This is a genomic window from Rhizobium sp. LjRoot30 (assembly GCF_964253915.1).
In the GTDB taxonomy this organism is placed as follows: domain Bacteria; phylum Pseudomonadota; class Alphaproteobacteria; order Rhizobiales; family Rhizobiaceae; genus Metarhizobium.
Genome location: NZ_CAXUSG020000006.1, coordinates 209753 through 228086, shown reverse-complemented (window position 1 = coordinate 228086; position 18334 = coordinate 209753). Strand labels below are relative to the sequence as shown.

Here is an 18334-nt window from a genome sequence, read left to right as displayed (position 1 = left end):
GACATTGACGGCAAAGGATATATCCGCCGTGCTTGGACCCTCGGGACAAGCCCGAGGGTGACGAAAGAGAGATTTTATGACTTTGTCAGCAGTCTGGCTCCGGATCGCTCCGGGGCTTTTTAGTCAACTCACTCGATGCCGCCGAGGCAGAGATATTTCAGCTCGGTGTAATCCTCCAAGCCGTACTTGGAGCCTTCGCGGCCGAGGCCGGATTGCTTGATGCCGCCGAAGGGGGCGACTTCGGTGGAGATCAGGCCGGTGTTGATGCCGACCATGCCGTATTCGAGCTGTTCGGCAACCCGGAAGATCTTGGCAACGTCCTTCGAATAGAAGTAGGAGGCCAGGCCGAATTCCGTGTTGTTGGCCATTTCGATGACCTGCTCTTCGGTATCGAACTTGAAGAGCGGTGCCACCGGACCGAAGGTTTCCTCGCGGGCAACCATCATTTCGGAGGTCACGCCGGTCAAAATGGTCGGCTGGTAGAACAGGCCGCCCTGCGCATCGCGATTGCCGCCGACGGCAACCTTGGCACCCTTGGAAACGGCGTCGGAAATATGCTCCTCGACCTTCTTTAGGGCGTTCTGGTCGATCAGCGGGCCGGCGTTGACGCCTTCCGACATGCCGTCGCCAACCTTCATCTTCGAAACCCGCTCGGCGAGCTTGGCCGCAAAGGTGTCGTAGACGCCTGATTGAACGTAGATGCGGTTGGCGCAGACGCAGGTCTGGCCGTTGTTCCGGTACTTGGAGATCATCGCGCCTTCGACGGCGGCATCAACATCGGCATCGTCGAAGACGATGAACGGGGCGTTGCCGCCGAGTTCCAGGCCGAGCTTCATGATCTGGTCGGCACCCTGACGCATCAGGATCTTGCCAACATTGGTCGAGCCGGTGAAGGTGACCTTGCGGATCTTCTCGTTCGAGCACATTTCCTGGCCGACCATGGCCGACTGGGTCGAGGTCACCACCGAGAAGACACCGGCCGGAACACCGGCGCGTTCGGCCAGCAGCGCCAGGGCAAGTGCCGAAAGCGGCGTCTGCGCGGCCGGCTTCGAAACCATGGTGCAGCCTGCGGCCAGAGCCGGCGCCATCTTGCGGGCCAGCATGGCGTTCGGGAAGTTCCACGGCGTAATCGCGCCGACGACACCCACCGGCTGGCGGATGACGATGATGCGCTTGTCGGCCTGGTGGCCGGGGATGGTGTCGCCGTAGACGCGCTTGGCCTCTTCGCCGAACCATTCGACATAGGATGCACCGTAGAGGATTTCGCCGCGGGCTTCCGCCCAGGGCTTGCCCATCTCGATGGTCAGGATGGTGGCGAGGTCGTCGGCATTGGCGACCATCAGGTCGAAGAGCTTGCGCAGGATTGTCGCGCGCTCCTTGGCGGTCTTTTTGGCCCAGGCCTTCTGTGCGGCATGGGCGGCATCGATCGCCTTGGAGACTTCGGCCTTGCCGAGGTCGGGCAGAACGGCGATGACGTCGCCGTTTGCCGGGTTGGTGACTTCGAAGGTCTTGCCGCTTTCACTTGCGGCAAGCCACTGGCCACCGACAAGCGCCTTGTCGGGAGCAAGCGACGGATCCTTCAGCTTGGAAGACAGTGCGTTGGAGATGCTCATGATTATTTCGCCTCTGCGGCGCATTCGCGCATGGATGCTTCGATGATGTCGAGACCTTCCTGGAAGACGCCGTCCTGGACGGTGATCGGCGACAGGAAGCGGATGACGTTGCCATAAACGCCGCAGGTCAGCAGGATCAAGCCCTTTTCGAGTGCCTTGAGGCGGACGGCATTGGCGAAATCGGCATTCGGCTTTTCAGTGCCCGGATGGTTGAATTCGACAGCAACCATGAAACCGGGGCCGCGGATGTCAACGATCTGCGGAACGCCTTCGCGCAGGGATTCGAGACGCTGCTTCAGGCGGTTGCCGAGCAGGTTGGCGCGGTCGCAAAGCTGTTCTTCCTCGATGACATCGAGAACGGCATGCGATGCGGCGATGCCAATCGGGTTACCGGCATAGGTGCCGCCCAGACCGCCCGGGCCCGGTGCATCCATCAGCTCGGCGCGGCCGGTGACGGCAGACAGCGGGAAGCCGCCGGCGAGACCCTTGGCCATGGTGGTGAGGTCGGCGACGACATCGTAGTGTTCCATGGCAAACAGCTTGCCGGTGCGGGCAAAACCGGTCTGCACTTCGTCGGCGATCAGCAGGATGCCGTGATCGTCGCAGAGCTGGCGCAGAGCCTTCATCAGCACGCGCGGCACTTCGTAGAAACCGCCTTCGCCCTGGACCGGCTCAACAATGATCGCGGCAACGCGCTTCGGATCGACGTCAGCCTTGAACAGCTTGTCGAGAACGTCGAGCGCCATGTCGACGGTGATGCCATGCAGGTCGACCGGGAACGGCACGTGAAACACGTCGCTCATCATCGCGCCGAAGCCGACCTTGTAAGGAACGACCTTGCCGGTCAGCGCCATGCCCATGAAGGTACGGCCATGGAAGGCGCCGGTGAAGGCGACGACAGCCGAACGGCCGGTGGCGGCGCGGGCGATCTTGATGGCATTTTCAACGGCTTCTGCGCCCGTGGTCGCAAAAATCGTCTTCTTGGCAAAATTGCCGGGAACGGCCTTGTTCAGGCGTTCGGCAAGCGCCACGTAGTTTTCGTAGGGCACGACCTGGTGGCAGGTGTGGGTAAAGCGGTCGATCTGGTTCTTGACCGCCTCGATGACCTTGGGGTGGCGGTGGCCGGTGTTGACCACGGCGATGCCGGCGGCGAAATCGATGTAGCGGCGGCCTTCGACGTCCCAGATCTCGGAGTTTTCGGCACGGTCCGCATAGACCTGTGTGGTCATGCCGACGCCACGCGAAATGGCTTCATTTTTGCGTACTGCAATATCGACGTTCTTCATCCGCTTCCCCATCTGTTGATCGCCGGAGCAGGACGCTCCGCGACGTCGGTTCGCATGGAGGTATGAACCCAAATCCGAACCTTGGCAACGGTCGCGACGGCTTTGACAGAAAATTTCTTGCAGATTTACTGCAAAATATTTCCACTCCGCCCTTCCCCGCCAAGCGCCCTGATCATCGGGTAGACCGAGAAGCGTCCGGCCTCGGCTTTTCCGGTCAGATCGCGCAGATATCCTCCGGGAGAGCGGATATCCGTGCCGCGCTGGAGAATGGCGGCAACGGTGACGGCCGCGCCAAGATCTCCCATCGCCCGGCGGGCTTTCCCCCAGGCCTCCTGTGAGATCCCCAGCATGCCGCGGACGAAATCGGCCGTGTGGGCGACATCGTTCCAGCTGCGGATCGTATCGCGGTTATAGGCCGAAAGGTCCGGGCACGCTTGCAGGAATTGTTTGAGCGAAAGCTGCATGTCCTGCGTCTCAGCCACGGCTTGCCGTTCGTCTGGCACGATTTTGGCTGTCGATTTTTCCGGAGCCATCGATTCAGATTTATATTCTATATTTGAATCTTGAATATGCCGCTCAAAATCGGATTCACTGGCGCTCATTTCCTGTTCGCTCAGGCTTTCGAGATAGGTGTTTTCCACCTGATTTCGCAGCGAAAGAAGCGCATCACGGCGCATTTTCAGGCCATCCATGTCCGCTGCACGGGAAATCCGGCCGGACAGTGCGGCGAGCCGGTCGGCAAGATCCGTCCACTGTCCGGAGCGCTGTTCCATCAGGGCGGCCTGAATGGTCTTGGCGATATCGCGCAGGTGCAGGGTGATTTCCATGCGCAAGGCCTGCATCGCCTTGGCACGGGCGCGGGCAGTTTCCGCGTGGGCGTGGATCTCGGCGGCCAGCAGCGCCAGCGGTGCCAGGTCGAAGCCGAAGGCGCTCTCCACTGCGCCGTTGTCGTCGCGGCGGCAGAAACGTTTGCCGTTGGCGCTGTCGCGACGCATGATCAGGCCTGCCTCGACCAGCAGGGCCAGATGCCGTCGCAGCGTTGCCGGCGACATGCCGCGGGCACGCAAGGACAGTTCCGTATTCGAGGGAAAGACGATGATCGGATCGCGGCCGTCGAGCACACGTTCGCCGTGGAAACTCGTCAAAGCTTCCAGCACGCAAAGCGTTCTGTCGGAAAGGCCATAGGCGTCGCGCGCCTCGGTCAGAGCCCGCAGCAGTTGCCATTTGTCGGCACTGCCGCTGTCGTCATTACCCTCGCCCTTTTTCAGAACCTGCTGCCGCCGGGCGATAGCGGCCTGCAGGCTAAATATGTCCGCACGCATGCGTGCGCCGCCAAAAGGCGTCGTCGCTAATCTTTCCATGCCAATGGGTCCTCTTCGAAAGAGGCAAGAGGCACCCGTGACGGACATTTCAGGGCAAAAGGAATCATCCCGTCAGCAAATGATGCTGGCGGCGCTTGACTTTGATTGCTGGAAGTGATTCTCTTGAATTGCTACATAGAAGAGGGCTTCCGAAATGGCGACGTTTTGGGGGCCTTTTTTCTTGCTCTCGATGTTCCTTTCTCAAGCTCAATTCGGTTTAAACGCGGTGTACCAAGACATCTGTCATGGTAGCACGGAAAATTGGTGCGGGGATCAGCGACCCCACGCGGTGTGAATCAAACGCTCTATTTCGCTGTTCACGGCATGCAGTGATTCCATCGCGCGGTCGTAGGTCGCGCGGGTGAAATTTTCCCGTCCGACCTCGTAAAGCGTCTGTTTCGTCAGGCCGGCATCGGAAATTGCCGTTGATTTCAACATGCTGGCAGTCAGGACCCGTTCGCCGAACAGCGAGCGCATGAAACCGACGATCTGCGCCTGCGGCCCGTCATTCGGTTCGAAACGGGTGACGAGGTAACGCAGGAAATCGAAATTCAGTTGCCCGCCTGCTTCGCGCACGACGTTCAGCAGATCCGAGGTCATGAACAGGAACTGGTTCATCGAGGCGACGTCGAGCATCTGCGGATGCACGGTGACGACGACCGAGGTCGAGGCGCAGAGCGCGGAAAGCGTGAGGTAACCGAGCTGCGGCGGGCAATCGAGCACGACGACGTCGTAATCGTCGGCGACGCTCTGCAGCGCCGCGGAAATACGGGCGAAAAACAGCGGGCCGGCATCCTTGCCGCTATGACGCTGGCTGAGCGCCTGTGGCGTCGAATGTTCGAATTCCTGGAGTTCGAGGTTTCCCGGCACCAGGTCGAGACCGTCGACATAGGTCTTGCGGATCAGCTCCTTCAGCGGCCGTGCCGAACCGTCGTAACGGATGGCGCCGTAAATCGTGTCGTTGCCGTCGAGATCCAGCTCCGGCTGGTAGCCGAACAGGGCCGACAGCGACGCCTGCGGGTCGAGATCGACCGCCAGCACCCGGTGGCCGGTGAGCGCGAGATACTGGGCAAGATGCACCGAGGAGGTGGTCTTGCCGGAGCCGCCCTTAAAATTGGTGACCGAGATCACCTGGACATGTTCGCCCCGCGCCGCATTGCGCCAGGGCAGATAGGTGCGCGCCTTGGCGGCATTGCCCTTGGCAATGGCCTGGTCGGCAAGATAACGGCGGAGCGCGTTGATATCGGCCAGCGAATAGAAGCGGCGCCCGGCAACGCCGATGCTCGGCTGCGGCCCGTCGCCGGCCAGCGACAGCTGGCGCAGATAGCCATCGGACACGCCGATCAGTTTTGCCGCCTCGCCGGAGGTGAAGCTGCGCAGCGATTTCTGCGATGTCGGCGGAAACAGTCGCTCGCGCATGGCCTTGAGCTGTTCGGACAGTGCGCGCGCATCGGCGGCAATCGCCTCGTCGGCGGGCAGGCGCACGTCGCCTTCCGCGTCCCGGCTTGCAAGCTGTCTCGATACCGATGCCATATGCATGCTTCTCCGTTATCCACCGCCGGTGTCGTCAAACCGCAGCCTTCCCATGAAAGCTTGCGAGTTCGCCTTGTCGTGCGATTCCATCACTCGTGTAAATACGCTGGACAGTTACTCTAACAGACGATCCATCCGGTTACGCCGGAACGAGGAATCTGCGTCTTTTTCCGTTAGAGCGTGGTGAAATTGTCGAGTCGCGTCAAGAGCGTCGATCAATTCGTTATTTTTCAATGACTTACAGTAGTGTCACAAAGATAAAAACGGCTGATTCCATCAAAAGGCGATGGAATCAATTCGTCAGGAAAAGCCGGCTGAAATGTCAGCCGCGCCTCACGTTTTCAGCCGCTGGCTGCGATCCTTCAGGCCGGGCGTTGCCAGGAAATCATCGGCGCCCTCGACAAAATCGTGGAAAAAATCGTCGTCGGGATATTTGCGCGACATGCGGGCGGCGTAGTTGCGCATGTCCTGCAGCGGGTAGAGGTCGGGGTCGGGCCGGCGGGTGAGAAGCAGGCGCACGCCGTGGCGGGACGGCCAGTTGGTGCAGACTTCCTCGAGGAGATAACGCAGCTGCTCGGCCGATTTGGACAGCGCCTTCTGGGTGAATTGCAGCAGCGTCTTGCGGTCGAGGCCGAGCGACAGCAGACGATGGATATCGACAGTGGCAAACCACTCCGCCGATCGCTCCGCCGGCACCGACGACATTCTGAGATAGACTGTGGAAATGCCCTCCACCAGATCGTTTTCGCTGAAGACGGAGGGTTCGCGCGACTTGCCCTTCGCCATCAGGCCGAGCTGTTCGGCAAAGACCTCGAGAACGATGAGAACGGCAAAGGGATTGACGCCTTCCTTGAGCGTCAGGCCGGTCAGCACCTCCACCGGATGCTCGCAGCGGGCAAAAAGCCGGTGCAGCTCGCGGAAGGCGCTTTGATGCGTCATGCCGAAACCGGCGGAGACGGCCGTGTCATCGAGTTCGAGCAGTGCGTTCAGCAGGCCGACAGGTTCGGGGCCGCCGGGCAGCAGCCGGTCCAGCCCGTCGAGGAAAGACAGGAGCAGTTGCTTGCCGTCCGTACGGCGGCGCGACAGCAGCGTCTGCACGTAGTTGCGCGCCTTCGGCAGGTCGCTGCCGATCTGCCGGACATAGCCCCATTCTTCCTGGGCGATGACGTCGGTGTTCGGGAAGGACTGCAGGTAACATTCCCATCCCTCCCAGCTGTAGAGCGGGTAGCGGGTGTCGAGTTCGTGCAGCCGGTCCTTCGGGTCCGGTGCCACACCGCCCAGCGCCTGGGCGACGTTTTCGAACGTGTGCGCCAGTGTGTCGGCGACGGCGTCGCGATTGATCTTGCTTGCCTGGGCGATGCCGGCTGCGATGAAGGCACGATCCTCGGCATTGACATCGGAGGTCGACATGCCGATCCGCGGGTGAAAATAGATGGCGTGGCGCATGATCCAGTCGAACACGTCGCGTTCCTTCAGGCGCAGCATTTCCATGCGCATCAGGTCGGTGGTGCGGATCGAGCGGCCGGTGGCTGCATCGGCGAAGACCAGCGCATTGCGCAGGCGCCCGACGTCTCGCGGCGTGGTGAGCAATACCCGGCGGCGCTTGAACGTCTGCAGCAGGTCCTGCCGTTCGTTGGCGTCCAGCGGAGCGCCAAAAATATCGCCGGCATGCGCCAAAAGGGCTTCGAGCAGCCGCTCGCCGGGCACGCGCGGCAGGTCGAGGTCGACCTGGACGATCTTTTCGAGGAATTTCGGCAGGCCGTTTTCGTCGCCGTCCTCGCCGAGCGCCTTGTCCAGCACCGAGCGGTCGTAACCGATGAGATAGGTGATGTTCGGCAATTGGCCGATGGCCTTCATCATCGACAAGAGCGACCGCACCTCGTCCGGGCGCAGGCGATCGATATCCTCGATAACCACGAGGATGCGGCTGTTCTTGAGCTTGTTCAGCTGTGCCGCCAGCTGGTCGCGGGCTTCCTGCAGCGTATCGGGGATCGGCGTCGCCGTCACCTTGCGGAACAGGCCCTTGAGGAAACCGGTGCGCTTGGCACCCTCCTGCTTGTCGGCCAGCGGTCCGCCGCCGCTGGCTTCGGCGTAGAGTGCCAAAAGCCGGCCCATGCCGGAAGAGGATTGCCGGGTCAGATCCATGAAATCCGCCAGCCGGCTGGCGGTGGCGCGGATGTAGAGGCGGATTTCGTCGTCGAGAACCTCGTCCAGCCGGTCGCCGAGGACACGGAAGAAATCCGAGACCAGCGTATCGTGGCCGGACGCCAGCCAGGGATTGTAACGCACGATCACCGTCTGCCCGCCGGCCGATCCGCCCCATTCCCGCTCCAGCGCCGTCAGGTGGCGGGCATGGTCATCCGGGTGGACCCGGCCGATCAGCGTGTCCATGGCCTGGATCTCGTCGCGCTCGGAGGCGGCGTAGCGGTCGAGGCCGGCCTTTTCCATCGCCATCAGCCAGGCGACCGCCATGTTCAGCACGCTGGTCTTGCCGCCGCCCCAGACGCCGTTCAGGCCGACGACCATGTTTTCCCGCGCCTGCGCCGTGCGCAGCACCCGTGCGAGGCGCTGCGAAAAGGGCGAGAGCGAGAACAGGTCCTGCTCCGGCGAAAAGATCGGGGTATCGGGCAATTGCTGCATTGCGGTCACTCCTTGCGTGCGCGAATTGAATGGCAACACGGCGCCGGACGCAATCTGCAAGGCGTCGCTTTCCGGCACTTTCAACCGAAAAATCACGCATTCGGAACATGTTCATATGCGCAGGTAACGGCGCATGGCGGCGTGCGGCAAACGTGACGGATGTCACACGACATGGTGCAGCCGCAATGGCATCGAAACTTCGCCATAAAACCGGCCGCACACTATCCCCCGTCGATATTGCTTCAGGGGAGATCGCCACATGCCGCTCACACGCAATCTTTTGACGGCTGCCCTTCTGGGCGGCTCGTTGTTTTCACTGCCTTTTCCAGCTCTCGCCTCGAATGGCGCCCCACGCATCGAAGTCGCCTTCGTGCTCGATACGACCGGGTCGATGGCCGGGCTGATCGATGGCGCCAAACGCAAGATCTGGAGCATCGCCAATACCATCGTCGATATCAACCCGGATGCGGATATCCGCATGGCGCTGATCGGCTACCGCGACCGCGGCGACGCCTATGTCGTGGAGACGCATGACATGAGCCCGGACCTGCAGGGCCTTTACGGCAAGCTGATCCGTTTCGAGGCCGATGGCGGCGGCGATACGCCCGAATCGGTCAACGAAGCGTTGGATACCGCCGTGCGCAAGCTCGGCTGGGATCGGGGCGAAACAACCCGCCGCATCGTCTTCCTGGTCGGCGATGCGCCGCCGCATATGGACTACGACAATGCGCCGCTCTATCCCGACGTGCTGAAGACGGCGGCGGAGCGTGATATCACCGTCAATGCCGTGCAGGCCGGCGACGATCCGGATACCCGTTCCATCTGGCGGGAAATCGCCCAGATGGGTCATGGCGAATACATTCCCATTCCGCAGGACGGCGGCGAAATCGTCGTCATCGAGACACCTTATGACGACGAGATCATCCATCTGCAGCGCGAGATCGACGGCACGGTGATGCCGTATGGCGATGCGGAAAAGCAACAGGAAGTCCGCAGCAAGATGGAGGAGAAAGCCGCCGCTCCTTCCTCGGTCGTCGTCGAAAATTCCGAATTCTATTCCAAGCGCGCGATTTCCCGCGAAGTCATCACCGGCGGCGGCGACCTGGTCGCCGACATCAAGAACGGCGCGAAACGTCTCGACGAGGTGTCGGACGATGCGCTGCCCGAACCGATGCAATCGCAAACGGCCGGCGAGCGCGAAACCTATCTCAAGCAGAAGATCGAAGAGCGCGACCAGCTGGAAAAGCGCATGGCGGACCTGGTGAAGAAGCGGGATGAATTCACCGTGGAAAAACGCAAGACCGAGGACAAGAAGGACAGCTTCGATTCCGTCGTCGCCGAAACCTTGCGCAGCCAGCTTCGGTAAGGGCTTTAGGGCGGCCGGCGTTGACACTAGTGGCTGCCCCTCACCCCGCACGCGGCAGGGTTATCGCATATGGAATAAGAGGGTGCCGCCTGCCCCTTCTCCCCAGCGGGGAGAAGGTCGCGGCAGCGGGATGAGGGGGTGCCACACGGCACAACCCTGTCCGTTTGGCCCCCTCATCCGACCCTTCGGGCCACCTTCTCCCCGCTGGGGAGAAGGGGAAATGGGCGAAGTCCCGCCAGAAGTGAAAGCCCTGCCGCACGCGGGGAGAGGGTTAGTATCACGGGCCTTTCACCAGTTGAGAATGGCCGCCGCCCACCTCAGATCGCAAACCCCCGCAACCGCTCCGTCAGCCGGCCGATCGTCTCCGACGTGGCATTGGCGAAGGCAAAGCGCAGATAGGCATCCTGTGTCGGGCCGAAATAGACGCCCGGCAGGCAGACGACACCCGCCTCCTTGGCCAGCTTTTCGGCGACCCTGGCAGATGAAACGCCCTCGAACGGATGGCGGATGAAGGCGAAGTAGGCGCCGATGGCATCCATCTTCCACGCCGGCAGCTCGGCCATCACGCCCTTCAGGGCGGCGGCGCGGCGCATGATTTCGTTGCGGTTGCCGTCGCGCCATGCCTTCAACGCCGGCAAGGCCTTGGCGACGGCGGCCTGGGCCGAGCGCGGCGCGCAGATCTGCAGGTTGTCCATCACCTTGGCGACCTGTTCGACCACATCAGGGCCTGCGGTGACGGCGCCGAGACGATGGCCGGGGATGCAGAAGGATTTCGAAAAGCTGTAGAGCGAGATCAGCGTGTCCTGCCAGCCGGCAACGGCAAACAGCCCATGCGGCTGCTCCTCTTCGGCCGGAAGGAAATCGCGGTAAGTCTCGTCGAGGATCAGCCACGTGCCACTTGCCCGGCAAAGATCAAAGATCTGCCGCAGCAGGCCGGACGGATAGATCGCCCCGGTCGGATTGTTGGGCGTGACCAGCACCAGCGCCTTGACGCCGGTGGTCAGGGCCGAACGGACGGCATCGAGGCTCGGCAGGAAGCCGCCGGCGTGATCGCATGCGATCGTCACCGGCTTGATGCCCAGCATGGCCATCGTCGTTTCCTGGTTGAAATAGAAGGGGTTGGTCAGCGCCACGCTGTCGCCGTGCCCGGCAACGGCCATCAGCACGCTGATAAAAGCCTGGTTGGCGCCGGAGGTGATGTGGATGTTATCGGGCTCCAGCGGTGCGCCATACAGCGCCGCCGCATGCGCGGCATAGGCCTGGCGCAATTCATCCTCGCCCTCGATGGCGCCATAACCGGTAAACCGCCGTTCGCCGGCCGCCTCGGAAAGCCAGGCCAGCATGTCGGGATGCGGCGGATAACCCGGCACGGCCTGGCTGAGATCGATGAGCGGCCCTCGGTCGCCCTTATATTCCCTGGCCCAGGCCAGCACGGAAGGAACCGGCGGTGCGGACAGGGAGCGGATCAGCGGATTGAGGGTCGGCAAGGGCATGGCGGTTCCTAGAGCACATAGGGAATGAATGAAATCTCGGCATGACGGCGCGGCGCGCAAACCTTTGCGGTTTCGGCAGCGGCTGGTGGCAGCGTGCCGTCATAGCATCTTCCTGGCATCAGGAACCATGCGGCGTCGGGTTTTCCACCGCCTCGGCCTTTCCGGCGCGGCTGCGGACGATATGGCGGGCAAAACCCTGCGGTTCGGCAAGCCGCTCGCTTTCGAGGCTGGCAAACAGCCAGTCGATGAACACCTGGGCAATCGGCGTCGCCTTGGCGGCGGGGCGGCAGGCGACATAATAGGCATCCTTGGCCGGAACGGAGAGATCGAAGGGGATGATGAGATCGCCGCGGCCGACCAGCGTGCTGGCGGTGATCGCATCGCCGAGCGCCACACCCTGCCCGTTGAGCGCGGCCTCCGTCGACAGCCGGGCGTCGCTCATGAAATGCTGCTGCGTCCGCGGCAGGTCGAGCGCGTCGGCGGCGGCCAGCCAGGTCTGCCATTCCCCGCCATCGTCGCCATGCAGCAGCACGTGGTCGCGCAGGTCGCGGACGGAGCGCAGCGGCCGACTGCTGAGCAGTGTCGGGCTGACCACCGGAAACAGCTCGAAACTGCTCCACAGCCGCACCCAGGCCTCCGGCCAGCGGCCGTTGCCGTAGAGCAGGCAGAGGTCGACGTCGGCGGCATAAAGTAGCGCCGGATCGTTGGAGGCGACAAGGGTGAGGCTGATATCGGGAAAACGGCTGGTGAACTGGCTGAGGCGCGGCAAAAGCCAGAAGGACAAAAGCGCCGGAACGCAGGCGACCTTGAAGGCGCCGCTGGTCTGCGGCCGGGCGAGCAGCGCCGTCGCCGCGGCGATATCCTCGAACGCCTTGGTCACCGCCGGAAACAAAAGCGCGCCTTCCGGCGTCAGCCGTAGCCGCTTGCCACCGCGTTCGAAAAGTCGGACGGCAAGCGTTTCCTCCAGCGTCTTGATCTGGTGGCTGACGGCGCCGTGGGTGACGGTGAGTTCGCGCGCGGCAGCGGAGACGGAGCCACGCCGGGCGGCGGCCTCGAAGGCGCGGAGTGGGTTGAGCGGCGGCAGGCGGGCTGACATCGGATCGGTGCTATCCGTGAATTTTTCTCACACGAAACGCTACAACAATATCAATTGCCTTTCCAGATGAGTTGCCCCCTAATGTCGCCAAACCCATCCGGAACGCCCGTCGTTCGACGACAAGCGTTCCCCAAGCAAAGAGGTGAACGACAATGACATGGGACAACAGCAAGCTTGATGCGCTGCGCTCGAAATATGCCGATAGCCAGGCGGGCGAAATCTTCGATCCGGCCTTCGCCAAGGTTGCCGACAAGATCTTTTCGAACGGCACGCGCGTGGCGCCTTATGCCGGCGTGCCGACCTTTCTCAGCGCGCCCTACCAGCCGATGGATGCCACCAATCCGGATTTCGGCGACCTGCAGGTGGCCATCACCGGCGTGCCGATGGATCTAGGCGTCACCAATCGTCCGGGTTCGCGCTTCGGGCCGCGGGCGCTGCGCTCCATCGATCGCATCGGCCCCTACAATCACGTGCTGAAATGCGCCCCGGCCTTCGACATCAAGGTTGCCGATATCGGCGACGTGCCGTTTGCCAGCCGTTATCGCCTGGAGATGAGCCATGACGATATCGAACGCCGCATCGGCCAGATCGTCGAGGCCGGCGTGCTGCCGCTCTCCGTCGGCGGCGATCACTCGATCACCCATCCGATCCTCAAGGCGGTCGGCAAGAAGGCGCCGGTGGGCTTGATCCACATCGACGCGCATTGCGATACCAGCGGCCTGTTCGACCAGACGAAGTTCCACCACGGCGGCCCCTTCCGCAATGCGGTGCTCGACGGCGTGCTCGATCCGACGCGCACCATCCAGATCGGCATTCGCGGCCCGGCCGAATATCTGTGGGAGTTCTCCTATGAAGCCGGCATGACCGTGGTGCATGCCGAAGAAGTGACCGGCCTCGGCATTCCGGCGATCATCGAAAAGGCGCGTGCCATCGTTGGCGACGGCCCGACCTATGTTTCCTTCGATATCGACAGCCTCGATCCGAGCTTTGCGCCCGGCACCGGCACGCCGGAGGTGGGCGGCCTGACCACCCGCGAGGTTCTGGAGCTTCTGCGCGGGCTGAAGGGCCTCAACATCGTCGGTGGCGACGTCGTCGAGGTTGCGCCGCAATATGACGCGACCTTCAACACGGCCCAGGCCGGCGCCCAGGTGCTGTTCGAAATCCTCAGCCTGATGGTGTTCAGCCCCGCTTTGCGCCGTTGAGGGTGGTGATTTAGTTGGCCGCGCTTGCGGGGTTGCCCCTCACCCTAACCCTGTCCCCGCAGGCAGGGAGAGGGGACTTGCCATACGCGGCGTTGTGTGTGGCGGAAGGGCGCGGCACATCCCCTTCTCCCCGCGTGCGGGGAGAAGGGGCCGGTAGGCGGATGAGGGGCCATATCGACAAACTGAACAGCCGCCGGTGCGCTCCGCACCGGCGGTTTTTTATCGTTTGCCGGCTCAGGGTTCCGCGTTGCACCAACACGATGTTGTGAATCCCAACTTCGCCCTCCGCCATTGCCGTCGCCACTATGACTTCCTACTTCCACCCCGTTGCCGATCTTGGGAAGGAGCCCGTCGACAGGGAGTGCTTCGGAAAAAATCAACTTTTCACGATGCCGCCTCCTTTTCGTCATCAAATGGAAAAAAATTCTATCTAAGGTCTTTTTTGCCATTGAACGGGAATCGGGATTGAGTTAGATAGTTCGAGCTGATCGAGTGTCTATCGATCCGGGGTCAATCCGAGCGCAACACCAACTGGGGAGAGTGACATGTTCAAAAAACATTCAATGACGTCCATCCTTGGACAGTCGGCGCTCGTGGTGAAATGCTCGTACCCCACCTCCCGTTCGTCCTGTCGAATGTCGTCTTAAGTCCACTTCCGGATTTTTCACACGTAAATTCGCCTAGTCTGCGCCGTTGCGCGGAGGGAGTACGCATATGCAAAAGCAAGTTATTGAATTCGCAGGGATTCCTGTGGGAATTGTCATCCCGGACGATGATCGTCTGAAGTTTATCGCCGTGAAATACCACGTTCATGCTCTGGACGAGCAGCTTTTCGATTCTCCGGCAGCGGTCAAACGCGCCATCGCCAATCTGCTCGCCAGCAAAGACGAAGCTGCGCCTTACGCTTGATGTGTCGCGGCATACTGTGCTCCGGTTGTGCCGGGGAACGGCTATTTTCGCCTTTGCACCGGCCGTTTCCGGGAAACGGCGGCTATAGACTAAAGGTTTAGGGTTGGAATATTTTTTCAGGGCGATGGAACTTTTTCCATCGCCCTTTTTGATGTCATTCGACGCCGTGGAGGGCGGCGAGGCTGCTCATGCGGCGGATCGCCAGGTCGGGCTTGTCGAGCACGTTGGCCCGGTCGGCGAGACGGAAGATATCTGCGTAGTGGTTGATGCCGCGGGCCGACTGCATGCCGGCCGGCATGGTGAAATGATCCTGGTGGCCGTTCAGCCAGGCGAGGAAAACGACGCCCGCCTTGTAATATTGCGTCGGTGCCTCGAAAATTTTGCGGGACAGCGGCACGGTGGGTTCGATCACGCTGCGGAACGTCGCCGTGTCCCCGCCGGCCAGCGCGGCCAGCGCCTTGGACGCCTGTGGCGCGACAGCATCGAAGATGCCCAGCAGCGCATGGCTGTGGCGCTCGCCGTCGCCTTCGATCAGTTCGGCATAGTTGAAATCGTCGCCGGTGAAGCACAGGACACCGTCCGGCAGGCGTTTGCGCAGTTCGATCTCCTTGGCATTGTCGAGAAGCGAAATCTTGATGCCTTCCACCTTCGACCGGTTGTCGGCGATGATCGACAGCACGGTTTCCAGCGCCGTCTCGAAGCTATCGCCGCCCCAATAGCCGGCCAGCTGCGGGTCGAACATGTCGCCCAGCCAGTGCAGCACCACCTTGTCCTTCGTCTGGCCGAGGATGCGGCCGTAGACGGCCGCGTAATCGTCGCCGGAGCGGGCAACGCGCGCTAGCGCCCGGCTGGCCATCATGATGGTGCGGCCGCCATGTTTCTCGATGAAGGAGACCTGGGTTTCATAGGCCCGGATGACATCGTCCAGCGTCTTGGTGTCGGCCGGCGACAGGTGATCGGTGCCGGCGCCGCAGGCGAGATCGGCGCCCTCGACGGTTTTTGCCTCCGCCAGCGACTGCCGGATCAGCTCCTGCGCGCCGGCCCAATCGAGGCCCATGCCGCGCTGTGCGGTATCCATCGCTTCGGCGATCTGGAAACCCAGCGACCAGAGATGATGGCGAAAAGCCATCGTCGCCTTCCAGTCGATTGCCGGACGGTTCCACGGATCGAGTTCCCGTTTCGGATCGGACACCACATGGGCTGCTGCATAAGCGATGCGATTGAATGTCGGCACGGCAGCCGGGCGTTCGGTCGGCGTGCCCGTCAGGCTGTAAGTCTCGACCGTCCCATCCGCCTTCGGGAGCTTCACATGTGTCATCGATTGGGTTCCTCCGCGATTTTGGAGGGTGATAATTTAGATCGTTCCAAATTGCAAGAGTGAGTTGATGGGAATGGCGAGATGGGGTGCGGGAGGTGTCGGGTGCAACCCCCTCACCCGTCCGGAAAATCCCCGCAGGTGTTTGCGTCTGCCTCTGTCCTCCCCTCAACCGTCATCCTCGGGCTTGTCCCGAGGATCTGCCGAGGTCAAATTCATGGAGTGATACCAGTCAGTTAGAATACAATCATGCGCGTGTTTGGATGCTCGGGACAAGCCCGAGCATGACGGCGTGGGGTGGGAGAGTGTCGTGTCCACGTTGGCCTTGCATTCCTTGAAGGGTGTTTTCTCTTCATCGTCCGAAAGCCTGAAAAACCCCTCCATCCCCACTCGTCTTTCATTTTCACGCTTGACAAATTTGGATCGATCCAATTAATACCGACACAAAGGCCGGGAGGGCCGCGGAGGAAGCGATGAGCAAGGGACGGGTGACAGTTGTCGATATCGCGCACGCCGCCGGCGTGTCGAAGTCGACCGTTTCCCTCGTCCTGCAGGGCAGTTCGCTGGTCAACGAGGCGACGCGGGCGAAGGTCAATGCCGTCATCCGTGACCTCGGTTACGTCTATAACCGTGCCGCCGCCAACCTGCGCCAGACCGCCTCGTCGAAAATCATTGGCATCGTCGTGAACGACCTGACCAACAGCTTCTTTGCCGAACTCGCCGTCGGCGTCGACATGGTCGTGCAGTCGGCGGGCTATGTACAGTTCCTGTCGAACACCGGCGAAAGCATTGATCGCCAGCGCGAGGTCATCGCCTCGATGCGTGAGCACGGCATTTCCGGGCTGATCATTTCGCCCGCCCGCGGCACTGAAGCTGCGGATTTCAAGCCGCTGGTGGCAAGCGGCATCCCCGTCGTGCTGACGGTGCGCAACATTTCCGGCGCCAAGGTGTCGTCGCTTCTGTCCGACAACCGTATGGGTGCGGCGCAGGCGGTGGCGCATCTGGCCGGCCTCGGCCATCGCCGCATCGCCTTTCTCGGCGGCTTTCCCGATACGGCCGTCTTCGAAGATCGCCTCAAGGGTTTCCGCGATGGCCTGGCGGCAGCCGGCCTGCCCTTTGCCGATGAACTGATCGTCGGTTCGGCACCGTCGCGTGCCGGCGGTGTCGAGGCGATCGAGCGCGCCATGCTGATCGCCGAGCGGCCGACGGCAGCGCTCTGCTTCAACGATGCGGTCGCCTTCGGCGTCTGTGACGGCCTGCGCGCCCGGCGCATGGAACCCGGCGCCGATTTTGCGGTGATCGGCTTCGACGATGTGATCGAGGCAAAGACGGCGGTGCCGGCGCTGACCACGGTCAATGTCGATCCGCAGGGCATGGGTCGGCGGGCGGCGCAGCTTTTGATGAAGCAGATCAATGCCGGCAAGGCCGAGCCCGAGGCAATCGTCGGCGCGGTGCGCCTTGTGGTGCGCCAGAGCTGTGGCGCGAGAAATCAAAAATGGAGGAGCGCGGTATGACGCGGTGGGGTTTGATTGGCGCCAGCACGATTGCCCATGAATGGGTTATCGATGCCATCCGGGCGGTCGGGGGAGAGATCGTCTCAGTGATGAGCACCAGCGCTGAGCGCGGCGCCAAATATGCCGCCGATCACAACATCCCGAAATCGGTCACCACGCTGGAGGCGCTGGTCGGCGATCCCGAGGTCGATGCCGTCTACATCTCCACCACCAACGAACTGCATCGCGACCAGGTGTTCGCCGCCGCCAGGGCCGGCAAGCACATCCTCTGCGAAAAACCGCTGGCGACCAGCCTGGAGGATGCCCGTGCCATGGTCGAGGCGGCACGCGCCGCCGGTGTCGTCATGGCCACCAACCACCATCTGCGCGGCGCCGCCACGCACCGTGCCATCCGCGATGCCATTGCCGCCGGCAGGATCGGCAAGCCGATCGCCGCCCGCATCTGCCATGCCGGTTACCTGCCGGAACACCTGCAGGGCTGGCGCCTCGACAAGCCGGAAGCCGGCGGCGGCGCGATCCTCGACCTGACCGTGCACGATACCGATGCCCTGCGTTTCGTTCTCGGCGAAGATCCGGTCGAGGCGATTGCCTTCACCCAGCATGGCGGCATGGCGAAAGCCGGCCTCGAAGATGCGGCGATGAGCGTGCTGCGCTTCCAATCCGGCCTGATCGCCCATTTCCACGATGGTTTCACCACCAAATATGCGGTGACGGCACTGGAAGTGCATGGTTCGGAAGGCTCGCTTCTCGGCAGCCATTGCATGACGCAAAAACCGGTCGGCACCGTGATCCTGCGCAATGCCGAGGGCGAGCAGTCCCTGCCGCTCGACCACCGCAATCTCTACGAAAACACGCTGATCGCCTTCGACGCGGCCATTGCCGGCAACGGCAAGCCGCTCTGCACCGGCGAGGACGGTCTCTGGTCGCTGGCAACCGGCCTTGCCGTCGCCAAAGCTGCCGAAACCGGCGCGACCGCCAAGATCGAACCTGGACTTTGAGTTGTTGA

Annotated in this window: 13 protein-coding genes; 5 read left to right on the top strand and 8 right to left on the bottom strand. The window is 62.2% G+C overall.

The genetic code is table 11. The annotated features are described in order from the left end of the window. Positions 1-128: 128 nt before the first annotated feature. The 5 genes from ACSQ3I_RS14610 to ACSQ3I_RS14590 form a co-directional block, all read right to left on the bottom strand. Complete coding sequence (locus ACSQ3I_RS14610) at positions 129-1613, bottom strand: NAD-dependent succinate-semialdehyde dehydrogenase (protein ID WP_436000030.1); 1485 nt, start codon at positions 1611-1613, stop codon at positions 129-131. A 2-nt stretch (positions 1614-1615) separates the two neighbouring features. After that, positions 1616-2899 carry a 4-aminobutyrate--2-oxoglutarate transaminase gene (locus ACSQ3I_RS14605; protein ID WP_436000028.1) on the bottom strand — a complete coding sequence of 428 codons (1284 nt, stop codon included), beginning with the start codon at positions 2897-2899 and terminating at the stop codon, positions 1616-1618. A gap of 125 nt (positions 2900-3024) precedes the next feature. Continuing rightward, on the bottom strand, positions 3025-4260 hold the full coding sequence (repC, locus tag ACSQ3I_RS14600) for a plasmid replication protein RepC (RefSeq protein WP_436000026.1): 1236 nt from the start codon (positions 4258-4260) through the stop codon (positions 3025-3027). Between the two features lie 273 nt (positions 4261-4533). Continuing rightward, positions 4534-5793, bottom strand: coding sequence for a plasmid partitioning protein RepA (gene repA, locus ACSQ3I_RS14595; RefSeq protein ID WP_436000024.1), 1260 nt, complete (start codon positions 5791-5793; stop codon positions 4534-4536). Positions 5794-6126: 333 nt separating this feature from the next. Then, a complete protein-coding gene (locus ACSQ3I_RS14590) occupies positions 6127-8433 on the bottom strand; it encodes a KAP family P-loop NTPase fold protein (RefSeq protein ID WP_436000022.1) in 2307 nt (768 codons plus the stop codon). Between the two features lie 259 nt (positions 8434-8692). On the opposite strand from ACSQ3I_RS14590, the gene ACSQ3I_RS14585 reads away from it, so the two are divergent. After that, positions 8693-9799 (top strand): vWA domain-containing protein, encoded by a 1107-nt coding sequence (locus ACSQ3I_RS14585; protein ID WP_436000020.1) that lies wholly within the window; start codon positions 8693-8695, stop codon positions 9797-9799. 317 nt (positions 9800-10116) lie between these two features. Here ACSQ3I_RS14585 and ACSQ3I_RS14580 read toward each other — a convergent pair whose 3' ends face one another. After that, positions 10117-11286 (bottom strand): aminotransferase, encoded by a 1170-nt coding sequence (locus tag ACSQ3I_RS14580; protein WP_436000235.1) that lies wholly within the window; start codon positions 11284-11286, stop codon positions 10117-10119. A gap of 124 nt (positions 11287-11410) precedes the next feature. Continuing rightward, positions 11411-12388: a LysR substrate-binding domain-containing protein gene (locus ACSQ3I_RS14575; RefSeq protein ID WP_436000018.1), complete on the bottom strand. Its 978-nt coding sequence runs from the start codon at positions 12386-12388 to the stop codon at positions 11411-11413. Positions 12389-12540: 152 nt separating this feature from the next. Between ACSQ3I_RS14575 and speB the strand changes: the two genes are divergently transcribed. Both speB and ACSQ3I_RS14565 read left to right on the top strand, forming a co-directional pair. Next, on the top strand, positions 12541-13590 hold the full coding sequence (gene speB, locus ACSQ3I_RS14570; RefSeq protein WP_436000016.1) for an agmatinase: 1050 nt from the start codon (positions 12541-12543) through the stop codon (positions 13588-13590). A 714-nt stretch (positions 13591-14304) separates the two neighbouring features. Next, a complete protein-coding gene (locus ACSQ3I_RS14565; RefSeq protein WP_436000014.1) occupies positions 14305-14499 on the top strand; it encodes a hypothetical protein in 195 nt (64 codons plus the stop codon). A gap of 154 nt (positions 14500-14653) precedes the next feature. On the opposite strand, the gene ACSQ3I_RS14560 is transcribed toward ACSQ3I_RS14565, so the two are convergent. After that, positions 14654-15817, bottom strand: coding sequence for a dihydrodipicolinate synthase family protein (locus ACSQ3I_RS14560; RefSeq protein ID WP_436000013.1), 1164 nt, complete (start codon positions 15815-15817; stop codon positions 14654-14656). 470 nt (positions 15818-16287) lie between these two features. Here ACSQ3I_RS14560 and ACSQ3I_RS14555 point away from each other — a divergent pair, with 470 nt between their 5' ends. Together ACSQ3I_RS14555 and ACSQ3I_RS14550 are read left to right on the top strand one after the other, a co-directional pair. Then, the gene (locus ACSQ3I_RS14555; RefSeq protein WP_436000011.1) at positions 16288-17328 is read left to right on the top strand and encodes a LacI family DNA-binding transcriptional regulator; all 1041 of its coding nucleotides are present in this window, start codon (positions 16288-16290) and stop codon (positions 17326-17328) included. After that, positions 17325-18326 carry a Gfo/Idh/MocA family protein gene (locus tag ACSQ3I_RS14550; protein ID WP_436000009.1) on the top strand — a complete coding sequence of 334 codons (1002 nt, stop codon included), beginning with the start codon at positions 17325-17327 and terminating at the stop codon, positions 18324-18326. Before ACSQ3I_RS14555 ends, ACSQ3I_RS14550 begins: the two co-directional genes overlap by 4 nt. Positions 18327-18334 lie beyond the last annotated feature (8 nt).